At 65.2% G+C, this 13431-nt stretch carries 8 protein-coding genes; 6 read left to right on the forward strand and 2 right to left on the reverse strand.

Annotation, left to right across the window (positions count from 1 at the left end; translation table 11 throughout):
- Positions 1–112: 112 nt before the first annotated feature.
- The gene (locus AC1DYF_RS28005) at positions 113–376 is read right to left on the reverse strand and encodes a hypothetical protein (RefSeq protein WP_477880543.1); all 264 of its coding nucleotides are present in this window, start codon (positions 374–376) and stop codon (positions 113–115) included.
- Between AC1DYF_RS28005 and AC1DYF_RS28010 the strand changes: the two genes are divergently transcribed.
- The 6 genes from AC1DYF_RS28010 (at position 375) to AC1DYF_RS28035 (ending at position 12187) form a co-directional block, all read left to right on the forward strand.
- Entirely contained in the window at positions 375–1466 is a 1092-nt protein-coding gene (locus tag AC1DYF_RS28010; RefSeq protein ID WP_477880545.1) for an ATP-binding protein, read from the forward strand. The two genes, AC1DYF_RS28005 and AC1DYF_RS28010, sit on opposite strands and share 2 nt — an antisense overlap.
- The gene (locus AC1DYF_RS28015; RefSeq protein WP_477880547.1) at positions 1438–3768 is read left to right on the forward strand and encodes a DUF5682 family protein; all 2331 of its coding nucleotides are present in this window, start codon (positions 1438–1440) and stop codon (positions 3766–3768) included. The genes AC1DYF_RS28010 and AC1DYF_RS28015 overlap by 29 nt, the downstream gene beginning before the upstream one ends.
- Before the next feature lie 39 nt (positions 3769–3807).
- A complete protein-coding gene (locus AC1DYF_RS28020; RefSeq protein ID WP_477880548.1) occupies positions 3808–7803 on the forward strand; it encodes a WGR and DUF4132 domain-containing protein in 3996 nt (1331 codons plus the stop codon).
- Complete coding sequence (locus tag AC1DYF_RS28025; protein ID WP_477880550.1) at positions 7800–8942, forward strand: VWA domain-containing protein; 1143 nt, start codon at positions 7800–7802, stop codon at positions 8940–8942. Before AC1DYF_RS28020 ends, AC1DYF_RS28025 begins: the two co-directional genes overlap by 4 nt.
- A gap of 2 nt (positions 8943–8944) precedes the next feature.
- The gene (locus tag AC1DYF_RS28030) at positions 8945–10858 is read left to right on the forward strand and encodes an SWIM zinc finger family protein (protein ID WP_477880552.1); all 1914 of its coding nucleotides are present in this window, start codon (positions 8945–8947) and stop codon (positions 10856–10858) included.
- 333 nt (positions 10859–11191) lie between these two features.
- Positions 11192–12187, forward strand: a complete 996-nt coding sequence (locus AC1DYF_RS28035; protein WP_477880554.1) for an alkaline phosphatase family protein — start codon at positions 11192–11194, stop codon at positions 12185–12187.
- 172 nt (positions 12188–12359) lie between these two features.
- Here the strand turns inward: AC1DYF_RS28035 and AC1DYF_RS28040 are convergent, their stop codons facing one another.
- The gene (locus AC1DYF_RS28040; RefSeq protein ID WP_477880556.1) at positions 12360–13430 is read right to left on the reverse strand and encodes an ABC transporter ATP-binding protein; all 1071 of its coding nucleotides are present in this window, start codon (positions 13428–13430) and stop codon (positions 12360–12362) included.
- Position 13431 lies beyond the last annotated feature (1 nt).

The following is a 13431-nucleotide window of genomic DNA, read 5'->3' on the forward strand; positions in this document are numbered from 1 at the left end:
ATCACCTCGGCCCAGAGGAGAAATTCCGGGCCGCTGCCCTGGTCCGCCGTCCACGCGGCAGCCTCGGGAAGAGGGCTTGGTGACGCCATTTGCGGTGCATGTCCTCACGCGGTCAAGACATGACTTTCAATCGGCGCTTCGAGATCGGCCACGGTTTCACCGTCAGCGATGGCGCATTCATCATTCTGGCGTCCATGCAGAACTGGCTGGACGGGGATTTACCCGTGCGGACCTGCGATAAGATTGTCATCCGGAAAGCACAATTGGCGGAAATAAATCCATCCCCATATGCGTCTCTTTTCAAGCGTGTAATCTGCGCCCGCACATTCAAAACGCCCAAGATATGAATCGCAAAAGTCAGGATCGAACGCCCCATGCTCGGCCCATCCGGCACTGCCTCCATCCAACGCCCGCCCGCAGAAATCGCCTATGAAGAGGAACTTGAAGCACTCAAACGCACCGATAGCGGGCCGCGGCCGCCTGGCTGGAACCTGTCGCTCAAGGCGGTGAAAGCCTTCATTCTCGGCGGCAATGGTGCCACGGCCAAGCTGGTCGCCTCGCCCTCGCTGGTCGAGCGGGCGATGGTGACGCTGGCGACATCACGGGCGCTGCTCCTGATCGGCGAGCCCGGCACCGCCAAGAGCCTGCTCTCCGAACTCCTGGCGGCAGCTGTCAGCGGCGAGTCGACACTCACGATCCAGGGCGGCGCATCGCTGACCGAGGACCAGATCAAATATGGTTGGAATTATGCGCTGCTGGTCAGCGAGGGTCCGTCGCGGCGGGCGCTGGTGCCGGCGCCGCTCCACCAGGGCATGTCGAACGGCCGGATCGTGCGGTTCGAGGAGATCACCCGCTGCCCGCTCGAAGTGCAGGACAGCCTGCTCTCGGTGCTGTCAGACCGGGTGCTCGCCGTGCCCGAATTGTCGGGCGAGGATGGAATGGTGTTTGCCCGCGAAGGCTTCAACATCATCGCCACGGCCAATACCCGCGACCGCGGCGTCAATGAAATGTCGGCGGCGCTGAAGCGGCGGTTCAATTTCGAGACCGTCTTCCCGATCCGCGACCCGCAGGAGGAGCTCGATCTGGTCAAACGCGAGGCCGGCAAGCTGCTCGCCCGCTCCGGCGTGCCCTCGGTGCCGGATGACGACGTGCTGGAAGTCTTGGTGACCTGCTTCCGCGAATTGCGCGACGGCCTGTCGATCGAGGGCGGTATGGAGAAATTGAGCTCGGTGATGAGCACGGCCGAAGCGGTCAGTGTGGCCCATGCCGTCGGCGTGCGCGGCCATTTCCTGCGCGGCGACCGCGGCCGGTCGGAGGATATCGTCGAATGCCTGGCCGGCACCGCCGCCAAGGACAATGCCGAGGACCTCACCAAGCTCAGGCGCTATCTGGAGCAGAAGGCGGCAAAACGCACCGGCGAAGCATGGAAGGCGCTCTATGCGGCTCGGCATCTTCTCACGCCCTGACGGGGATAAAGCGCGCGAGGGCGACGGCAGGCTCACAGTTCTGGGCGTGCGCCATCATTCGCCGGCCTGCGCCCGCATGGTCTCGGATGCCATCGCGCGGCTCAAGCCGGCCTTCGTGCTGATCGAGGGCCCTGCGGACTTCAATCCGCATATCGGCGATCTCCGGCTGCAGCAGCAGCTGCCGGTGGCGATCTTCAGCTATCATGCGACACCCGCACGCATCTTCGCCTCCTATACGCCGTTCTGCGACTATTCGCCGGAATGGGAGGCGCTCAAGGCGGCATGGGCAGTCGGCGCCACGCCGCTGTTCTGTGACCTGCCGGCCTGGCACCGCGATTTCGGCGACCGCGCCAACCGCTATGCCGATCCGCATACCGCCCGCGCCGCCGCAGCCGAGACGGCGCTCGGCAAGGCGCTGGGCGAGGATGGACGCGACGCCGTCTGGGACGCGCTGGCCGAGCAAGCGGCGCCTGCCGAACTTGCCGAACGGCTCGACCGCTATTTCGACCTGCTACGGCCCGAAGGCGCGGAAGACACGCAGGAATGGGCGCGCGAAACCCATATGGCGGCACATGCGGCCTGGGCGTTGCACGAGACCGGGAGCGGCAAGGTCGTGCTGGTCTGCGGCGGCTGGCATGCCGAGGCGATCCGGCGACTCACACTTGCGGCGGATGGCACGCGGCCGGAAATCCCTCAGCCATCTGAGGGCGAGCGCGTCGGCAGCTATGTCGTACCCTATGATTACCGGCGGCTCGATCGCTTCACCGGCTACGCCTCCGGCATGCCCTCGCCGGCCTATTACGAACAGGTACGGGCAAAAGGCCTCGGCCCTGCCGCCGATTGGGCGGAGATGGCCATATCCCAGGCATTGCGCGCCGCCGGACAAGTCGTCTCCACCGCCGACCGCATCGCCTGGCGGGCGCATGCGCAGGCCCTGTCGATGGCGCGCGGCCACCACGCCATCCTGCGCGCCGACCTGCTCGAAGCGGCCCTGGCGACACTGGTGAAGGATGGCCTCGATGCCCCCGCCGCCTGGACCGAGGCCGGCGCGGTCCGCCCCGGCACCCACCCTGCCCTCGTCGCCATGCTGCGCGCCCTGACCGGCGACCGCGCCGGGCAATTGGCCGTGGGTACGCGGCGCCCGCCGCTGATTGCCGATGTCGAAACCCGGCTGGCGGATGCCGATCTGACGCCCGGCCACACGCCGCGTCAGGTGGCGCTTGACTGGAGCGATCCGCAAAGCCGCGCCCGCGCTCAGATGCTCAATGGATTGTGCTTGCTCGGCCTGCCCGGCCTCGAACGGATCGAAGGCCCGACCCGCCCGCAGACCAGAGCGCCGAAGGAAGTTTTCCGCCTGGTGCGCCACCGTGATGCCGAGGGCATGCTGATCGAGGCGTCGCGCTGGGGCGGCACGCTGCCGATGGCGGCCTCCGCCCTGCTTGCCGATCGCGTGGCGCAGGCGGGCGGCGATCTCGCCCGTCTTTCGGCCTGCCTGGCGGATTGCCTGTTCGCCGGCCTGCTCGATGTCGAGGGCGAATTGACGGCCAGGATCGCCGCCGGCATCGCGCAATCGCACGAGATCGGCGCCATTGGCGCGGTGGGGCTGGATTCGGTCAGGCTGCACCGCTTCGGCTACGTGTTCGGCGACCAGACCCGCGATGGCCTCGGTCGGCTCTGCGAAACCCTGTTTGCCCGCGTGCTCTGGCTGATCGAAGCCATCCATAACCAGCAGGAAGGCCTGCGCAGCATCAACGCACTGATCGCCTGCCGCGACATGATCCGCGATTGCCCCGATCTCATTATCGATCGCGCCGCACTGATCGCGGCCCTCGCCCGCGCGGCGGCCGATCGCCAGTCCGCGCCCGCACTGGCCGGCGCAGCCCTTGGCACGCTGGTCGCCTGCGGCGAAAACGACACATCGGGCATTGCCGGCCGCATGCGCCAGTTCAGCCGGCCCGACCAGTTGGGCGATTTCCTCGCCGGCTTGTTCGCGCTAGCGCGGGAGGAGATTGCCACGGAGGAAAAGCTGATCGAGGCCGTCAGGCTATTGGTCACCGGCTGGGTCGACGACGAATTTTTACGCGCGCTCCCCGCTCTGCGCCAGGCCTTCGTCTTCTTCCCTCCGCGCGAGCGGGAGAGGCTGGCGCGCACCCTCCTGCGCGCCCATGGCCGGAGCGAGGCGCGCGCCGAGATCGAGGCGCTGCAATGGATGCGCCAGCACGCCGACATCACCAACCAGGCTGCGGCGATCGCGCTGGAAGCGGTGGTGGCTGAGCGGCTCATGCGTGCTGGACTGATGTGACGAACAACGGATGTGACGAACAAAGCTGAGGAGAGACGGATGCAACGCTATGAACTCGTCGAGGGCACGTCATCGAAATTCTGGGAAGTCTCGGTAGAGGGCAAGACGCTGACGGTCACCTACGGCCGGATCGGCACTGCCGGCCAGACCAAGGACAAGGATTTTGACAGTGCCGAGGCCGCCACCAAGGAAAAGGACAAGCTGATCAAGGAAAAGACCGGCAAGGGCTATGTGCTCGCCGGCGCCGGCACGACGCCTTCGGCATCCCCCGCCCCTAAGCCCAAGCCGGCCGCCGCAGAGAAGGCGAAGGAAACGGCACCCGCACCGGAACCGGCAGCACAGGCCGCAGCTGCGCCCGCAGCCACTGTAGCCGAGCCCGTGGCCGCCGCAGCCGTAGCAGAAGAACCGGCCGTCATCTCCGCCCCGGCAGCACCGCGCGGCCCCTCCGAACAGCTCGAAAAACTGCTGGGTCAGCCGCTGCCCACCCGCACCCAGCCGCAAGGCGTACTCGACGCCGCCGCTGCCTGGTCCTTCCTGGTCGCGCTGCTGAGGATCGAATTTACCGATTTCAACGAGACGCAGGGGCAATCGCTGACCTGGCTCATGCAGCATCTCGGCGACAGCGGCCCGAAATCCGGCGACGGCGGCGCGGTCGGCTGGCTGAAATCGAAGCTCGGCGGCAAGCCGGCTTCTTCCATCGGCCTCGAGGAAGCGCGCGAGTGGATCAGGCATATCCTGGCGGCGATGGACAATACCCAGATCAGCGGCCCGCTCGTCGGCGGCGGCAAGGTCACCGGCGACACGATCTGCATGATGGCCTTCCTGCACTGGCTGGTGGCGAGCGCCGGTGCCCCCTTCGCCATCGAGGCGGCGCTGCCGCTGATCGGCACCGAATCCCGCAGGAGAGGCAGCTATACCAATTCCTCCTGGAGCGCGCCGATCGACCTTGGCCTGCGCATCGCACTGGTCAGGGCGCCCGAGGACGAATACGAGGCCGCCCTTGGCATGCTGACCAAAGCCTGCGATGCCCAGACACCGTGGCAGACACGCGCCTCCTACGCCTTCATCCTCGCCGACGACCGGGCGACGGAGCATGATCTCAAGCCGCTCGCCGTCCTCTCCGCCGCCGAAGCCGCCGGCGAGGATATCGGCGCCTCGGTCTCCTTCGTGCCGCTGATCGCCGAGGCTCCCCCGTCCGCCGGCAACCGCTGGCGCACGAAACGCTCCTATTTCATCTATTTCAGCTATTTCGGCATCGAGCCAAAGGTCATCATGGCGACGCTGATCGCCACGGCGCGCCGCTATGGCGAGTCGCCGCTCGCCGCGCTCGACTGGATGCTGCATTACGCCTACGAGGAAAACCGCACGCTGATTGCCAGCATCATGCTGGCCACCGGCGAGGATGGCGCGGTGACCGCGCTTCTGCCCAGCCTGCACGAAAAGTGGATACGCGCCGCCCTCGACACTATGGGCCAAGCCGATCCGGCGCTCAGCTTCCGCCAATGCCTGGCAGCGCTTGCCGCCGGCCGCAGCGAGCCCATCCTGCGCGCCCGCGTCATGGACATGCTCAAGCAATATCCGGCCGCCACGCTCCGTCAATGGGCTGACGGCGACGCCCGCAGCCTCACCTATCTCGACCGCCTACTCGAAACCCAGAACGTGACACTCGCCGCCGAAGACAGCCTGCCTCTGGTGTTGCGTGATCCACCCTGGCGCAAGAAGGCGAAGAAGAGCGAGGACATGGTCATCGCGCTGACACCGATCGCCACGCCCTTCCGCTATGAACCGACCGGGCCGGCGCCCGACGAAAACCGGTGGCGGCTTTCCCGAGCCCGCATCATCACCAGCACCGACGACCTGGTGGCGGCGATCGCCGAATTCGAGGCAAAACAGCTGCCGTCCTGGCTCAAGGTTCCGCCCGCATCTCAGCCATTGCCTCAAATCGGCGACAGCGAGAGGAAGGTCCTGAACTTCGTCACTGACCGCGCGATGGAGATTTATCGCGCTCGCTCCTATGGCGTGACTTACAGCGGCTGGCATGCCCTGTTCGCCGCCGTCGAGCGCCAGCCGGACGCGCTGGCGCTGACGCTGTGGAATTGCCCGGGGCCGATCCAGACCTATTTCATGGGCAACATCTATGCCGGGATGATGGCCCGTTTCGGCGAACGGGCTTTGCCGGGTCTGCTCCGGCAGATCGAAGCCGACCCCATCACCATGCTCGATCATGCCAACGATGTCGACGCCGCCGAGATCGCACCGCATGCCGCCCGTGCCCTGCTGAAGCTCAAGAAGGCGCGGGCAGCGGCCATGCGCTGGCTGCGCAAGCATCGCACCACAGCGATAACCGGGCTGATCCCGGATGCCGTGGGCAAGAAGGGTGCGACACGCGACACTGCCGAACATGCCCTGCGCTGGCTGGCCAATGCCAAGGAAGACGGGCGCACAGCGATCGAAGCCATCGCCAGGCAATATTCCGCGCAGGATCCAACTGCAGAGACAGCCGTCACCGAAGTTCTCGACCGTAATCCGCTCGACCGCTATCCGGCGCGCATCGCCAAGCTGCCGGATTGGTTCAGGCCGGCGAGCCTGACCCGGCCTGTGCTGAAACAGGGCGGCGCGCTCTCGGATGCGGCCATGGCGGCGCTGGCCGAAATGCTCTCCTTCAGCACGCCGGAGGCGATCTATGCCGGCGTCGACATCATCAAGCAGGAGACGACACCGGACAGTCTCGCCGGTTTCGCCTGGGACCTGTTCTCCGCCTGGCTGGCGGAAGGGGCGCCCTCCAAGGATGGCTGGGCGATGCGTGCGCTCGGCTGGATCGGCGATGACGAGAGTGCCCGCCGCCTGACCCGCTTGATCCGCAAATGGCCCGGCGAGGCGGCGCATGCCCGCGCCGTCACCGGCCTCGACGTGCTGGCCGATATCGGCACGGACGTGGCGCTGATGAACCTCAACGGCATTGCCGAGAAGCTGAAATTCAAGGGCCTGCAGGAAAAGGCGCGGGAGAAGATCGCCGCCCTTGCCGAGGCCCGCGGCCTGACCCCGGAAGAACTGGCCGACCGGCTCGCCCCCGACCTCGATCTCGACGAGCGCGGCGGCCTCAACCTCGTCTTCGGCGAACGGCGTTTCCGCGCGGGCTTTGATGAATTCCTCAAGCCGTGGGTGAAGGATGCGACGGGCAACCGGCTGAAGGACCTGCCCAAGCCCAACAAATCCGACGATGCGGAACTGTCCGCCGAGGCAGTCAAGCAATGGGCAGCGCTGAAGAAGGATGCCCGCGCCGTCGCCAGCCTGCAGATCACCCGGCTGGAAAACATGCTCTCGACCTCACGCCGTGCCGCACCCGACGTCTTCTGGACCTTCTTCGCCAGCCATCCGCTGATTCGCCACCTGACGCAGCGCCTGGTCTGGGGCGTCTACGAGGACAGCGACCCGCGCACGCCGCCGAAAACCATCTTCCGCGTCGCCGACGATCTCTCCGTCACCGATGCCAATGACGACACGCTCGACCTCGATTTCTCCGCCGATGCCTCCGGCCTGATCGGGCTGGTGCATCCGCTGCACCTGCCGCCCGGCGGGCTCGATGCATGGGGCGCGCTGTTCGGCGATTACGAGATCGCCCAGCCCTTCCCACAACTCGGCCGCGAAATCCACGAACTGACCGAGGCCGAGAAAGCCACATGGGAAATCAGCCGTTTCGACGGCCTCAAGGTCGAGTCGCCACGCCTGCGCGGCATGGGCTCGCGCGGCTGGTCTCTCGGCTCGCCACAGGACGGCGGCGCCATCTGGTGGCTGGAGCGGCAGGTGCGTTTCATCGACGGTTCGATGCGCAATGCCATGTTCTATTTCGGCGACGGCATTTTCACCGGCGGCGGCGACTGGGAGGACAAGCTGCAGACACTCGGCAAACTGTCGCTGGAGGAGCCCTATAGCCGCAGTGCCGGCAATGGCCGCAAATTCGGCGAGCTCGATCCGGTGACCGCCAGCGAAATGTTGCGCGGCCTGGCTTTGCTCGCCGAAACGGCGGTGCGATGACCGTGCCCGATGGTCTGGACGAGTTGACGCGCTGGCGCCTCGTGCTCGGCGAGGCGGCGGATGGCGCCTGCCGGGCGGCGGGCGGCAGCCTGTCGGCCAACGCCATCGCCATGGATGCGGCACTCGACTGGCTCTATGGCCGCGACGACGAGGACGGCGCCCGCAATATCAGCCGCCAGGGCGGGCGCGAAGGCTCGGCGCTGACCACGCCGCAATGGATCAACGACATCCACCGCCTCTTCCCAAAAGAGACGATCGAGCGGCTGGAGCGCGATGCGATCGAGCATTATGCGATCGATGACGTCGTCACCAATCCGGATGTGCTCTCCCGCGCCGAGCCCAACGAGACGCTGCTGAAGGCCGTGCTGCGCACCAAGCACCTGATGTCGCCCGACGTGCTCATCATGGCCCGCAAGCTGGTGCAGGACGTGGTGCGGCAATTGATGGAAAAGCTGTCGCGCGACCTGGCGCTGGCCCTTTCCGGCGTTGTCGACCGCCGCCGCCACAGCCGCTTCCGCATCGCCAGCGACCTCGATTTCCGCCGCGTGCTGCGCGATAATCTCAAACACTACGACCCCGAAACCCGCCGGCTGACGGTGGAGCACCTGCATTTCTTCGCCCGCAACAAACGGCAGATGAAGACCTGGCAGGTGATCCTGCTGGTCGACCAGAGCGGCTCGATGCTGGATTCGGTCATCCACTCGGCCGTTACCGCCGCCTGCCTCTGGGGCCTGCCGGGGGTGAAGACGCATCTCGTCGCCTTCGACACCAATATCGTCGACCTGACCCGCGACGTCGACGATCCCGCCGAACTGTTGATGAAGGTGCAGCTCGGCGGCGGCACCGACATCCAGAAGGCGGTCGCCTATGCGGCAAGCCTGATCGAGGCGCCGGAGCGCGCCGTGGTCGTGCTGATTTCCGATTTCTACGAGGGCGCCAGCCAGGCCATGCTGGTGCAGCGGGTGGCGGAACTGAGATCGCAACGCACCCTCGTGCTTGGCCTCGCCGCCCTCGATTCCGCCGCCGAGCCGGCCTACGACCGCGAAATGGCCCGCAAACTGGTCGCCGCCGGCGCCRAGATCGGCGCGATGACCCCGGGCGAACTCGCCGGCTGGCTGGCCGAGAAGATCGGACGCTAGACATGCCCAGAGCCGATCTCCTCGCACTCACCGATGACGGGCTGACCCAACTCTCCAATGCCGGGCTGGTCAAACGCGCGCAGCGCGAGCTCGCCGCCGGCACCGGCCCAACGCTGACCGAACTCGACGACGGCACGATCGAGGCCCGCTTTGCCGACGGCACGCTGACGCGGCTGGCCGCCGGCCGCGAAATCGCCCTCGCCACCTGCACCTGCCCCTCCTCCGGCGTCTGCCGTCACCGCGTCATGCTGGCCATGGCCTATCGCGAGGAAAAGGCTGGGCAAACCTCGGCTGAAGCCGCTGAGCCGGAGGCGTGGAATCCGGCGACACTCGACCTCGAAACCTTCGAAGCGGCCCTGTCCTCATCCGAAAAGACCACGCTCACGCGCCTGCTCGCCGCCCGCCAGACCGTCCGTCTTGATTACGGCCAGACGCCATCGGCACGGCTCGCCATGGCCTCCGTCCGCTTCCTGGTGCCCGGCGATATCGGCTATGCCAGATGCGATTGTGCAACGGGACGCGCCTGCGCCCATGTGGCGCTGGCGATCCGCGCCTTCCGAGCCGCCGATGGCGCGGCGGAAGCAGTGATCGGCGACACCGCCCCCGCCGAAGCCGCAACCGGCCTCGACACGCTGCGCAATGCCTGCGACGCGCTCGTCGCCCATCTGGCCGAGGTCGGCGTGACCGCCGGTCCCTCGGCGCATGTCGCCTTCATCGACCGCGCCCGGAAGCAAGCCGAAGCGCTCGGCGCGGCCCAGGCGCTGCTCACCCTCGACGCACTTGCCGAACAGATCCACGCCTACGAGGCCCGCAGCGCCCGCTATGACGAACGCGCCGTGCTGCACCTCGCGGCAGAACTTTTCGCCCGCACCCGCGCGGCCGATGCATCCGCCGCACTCGGCCTGGGCGAGCCGTTCGAAACGGCGATGGCCAAGGCACGGCTGATCTCGCTCGGCGCACGGCTGAGGCAGGAGGGCACGGATATCCGCGCCTCGGTCCTGCTGGCCGACACCGATACCGGCGCGACCATGCTGATGGAAAAGCTGTTCTCGCCGCAGCCCACCGACAGGGAAGCCTTCCACACATCCGTGCTCCGCCGCCAGATGGCGCCGGCCATCGCACTCACCGGCATCGGCCGCGGCCAGCTCCTGACCAGCGTCGCCCGCCGTCGCGCCGACGGCCTGCTGGCGCTCGGCAGCGGCACGGGCGGACGGACGCAGATCATGCCGCGCGACGCCCTCTTCGCCTTCCGCCCGCCATTGGCAGCGGTGAACGTCGACGCACTCAAACAGGCTTTCGCTGAGCGCACGATCTCGCTCATCCGGCCGCGAAAGCAGGTCGAGGACGTGCATGTCTTCGACGTCGAAGACGTCGCCGGCCAATCCTGGTCGCCGGGCGACCAATTCTGGCAAGCCGCGGTGAAACTCAAGGGCGATGGCGGCATGCTGCATCTCGAGCGCAGCTACGACGCCGGCGCCCCTTCTGCCATCGCCGTGCTCACCACCGCCATGGACGGGAAATGGGGCCAGATTCGCCAGATCGCCGGCACCGTCAAGCGCGATGGCGCCGTGCTCGTCTGCGAACCCTGGTCGCTCTCCGCCGACCGCTTCATCGTCCCCGATCTCGATACGTCGGACATCACGGATGATATCGTATCTCCGCTCGCCGCCTCAGGCAGGTTAGATGCCTTCGACGAAATCGAACGCATGCTGAGCGGCCTCCTCCACAGCGGTCGCCGCGCCCGCAGCACGCTCTCCGCCCTGGGCAAATCGCTGGTAGCGCGGCTGGAAACGACCGGATATCGCACCATGGCCGAGCGCCTGTCCCAATTGCTGCCGGCCGAGGCGAATGACGTCTCGGCGCTCGGCAACGCGGCCGTCTGGCTGTTGGTCCTGAAGGAAAGCCGCAGCGGGTAGGAATATAGGCTGCCACGTCAATACGGAGATCGCGACATAGGCCTCCAAGTCGCGCAGGCGGAGCCGATAGCGGGCGAGCCTGTGGATCGCCGCGAAGATCGCCCGGGCCACGGAGTGCATCCTATCCCCCACTCAGTGGAAACTGCTCTACACACAGCAACTGGTTGCATATTCTAGATTTCTGTGCATTGTTCGATCAGGCTTGGAAGACGAAGTCCTGCCGTGGGCACAAACCTCCACCGACGTGGAATTCTTTGAAAACTTCATCCCGGCAGAATAGCCGTCCACCACGCGAGTTTGCATCTCACGTATCCGGATGAGGCGAACGTTTCGGTGCCCGAGGCTCATCTCACCGCCATCCCACATTCCCCAAGAGGACCAGAGATGATGCGTTTTTCTCTCTTCATAACAATCGGTTTGGCGGCTTTGTGTGTTCAGGCAACGGCCGCCTCGGCTGCAAAAATCAAGCATGTCTTCGTCATTGCCATGGAAAACACCGACGCTCACGTCGTTTACAAGAGTGCCCCAGGCAAGGACTATCTGGCCGATCTCATCGCCACCTACGCCCATGCGGACAATTTCGTCGACGAATTGGAAGACAAGGTGCATGGCCTCGATGTACCCAGCGAGCCGCATTACATTTACATGGAGGCGGGGACCAATGTTTTCGCCGATCACACCTTCACCAGCGACAGTTCGCCTTCGGCGACCAACAGCACCAAAAGCACGGACCATCTCGTCACCCAGATGACCAGGAACGGTCTCTCCTGGCGCACATACCAGGAGGTGCAGATGACCAGGCAAGCAGGATCATGCCTGATCCGCTCGCTTGGAGATTACGCACCCAAACACAACCCTTTCATTTTTTTCCAGGATGTCTCCGGCACCCCGCCACAGAAGTCCACCCGCATTTGCGAGCAGCACATAAGGCCCTATTTCGCATTCGCGGCTGATCTCGCCAGGAACGACATGCCGGATTATGTGTTCATCACGCCCGACCTCTGTCACGACATGCACAACACCTGTAACAATGTTGGCCGAAACACTGGGGGGAACCTGTGGCTGAAGGCAGAAATGCCGCGTCTCATCGCCTGGGCCAAGGCCAATAAAGGGGTGATTTTCATTACATGGGACGAAGGCTCGGCAACCGGCAAGCTGCCGTTCCTGGCCATCGGCGAGCATGTCAAGCCGCACTATGCCGGCGCGGTGCGTTATGACCACGGCTCGATGCTATTGAGTATAGAGCGAATTTTCGGGTTGAAAGCGCTGCCGACCGTCGCGCACAAAAATGACTTGAGCGACCTTTTCGAGGCCGGATACTTTCCATAACCGCGTTGGAAGAACAGCGTTCGAGCGCAAGCGGAGGGCGCATCTTTTGCGCCGCGTTTGGCGGGCAACGGATTTTCGGGATCGTTTGTTCGTCCGCCTCACTCCTGGGACCAGATCTCGATGGGTTTGCCCCTCTGGCATGGGCGGGTAAGGCGGCAGTCATGGCAGCGCATCAAAGACGATGCTCGGTTTCCCGAGAGAAAATCGATGCCTTGGCCATGTTGAAGCGCAAGCCCACGTCCTTTCGCATCGACCGCGCCTCGTCCACGCTCAATCGCACGCTGAAACGTTTGCCGAGGCAGTCGAACCAGCCCAAGGCATCGGCGCCGAGAAGCTCTGAAAGGGCAAATGTGGCGGCGATGCTGTCGGCTGACCCAGGCTCGACGACGGAAACATCTTCACATCGGACACCCAGCACCGCCTCTCCGGGTGCTCGTTGCTTTTCGAATGCGTAGGCCGAGACGTCGATCGACACATCACCCGTCACGAATTGGCCTGCCCCGTCAAGTTTGCCGTCAAGGAAATTCATCGTGGGAGAGCCGACGAAACCCGCGACGAAGAGGCTGGCCGGCTTCTCATAGATCGACTGCGGATGGGCGAACTGCTCGACCCTGCCCTTGTGCATCACCGCAACTCGGTCCGCCATGGTCATCGCCTCGATCTGATCGTGCGTCACATAGATCATCGTCGATTTCAGCGTCTCGTGCAGTTGCTTCAACTCGACGCGGGTTTCCGCGCGCAGCTTGGCGTCGAGATTGGAGAGCGGTTCGTCGAACAGGCAGATGCTCGATGAACGCACGAGTGCGCGGCCGATGGCAACGCGCTGGCGCTGGCCGCCCGAAAGCTGGCCCGGCTTGCGTTCGAGCAGAGGCCCGATCTGCAACAGTTTCGCCACCCAGGCGACCTTGTCGGCGATGGTCTGCTTCGGCGTTCCGGCAATTTCCATCCCAAAGGAGAGATTGCGGCGCACCGTCATGGCCGGAAAAAGCGCATAGGACTGGAACACCATGGCCAGGCCGCGCTGGCTCGGCTCGAGGCCGCTCACGTCGCGGCCGTCGATGATGATCTGGCCGGCATCGCAGTCGTCCAACCCGGCGATGACATTGAGCAAGGTCGACTTGCCGCATCCTGACGGCCCCAGGATGACGATGAACTCACCCTTTTCGATTTCCATGTCGACCGACTGCAGAATGACCGATTCAGCGAAGGATTTCTTGATCTGGCGGAGAGAAATACTGGACATG

Source organism: Rhizobium sp. P2_G9 (assembly GCF_056403475.1).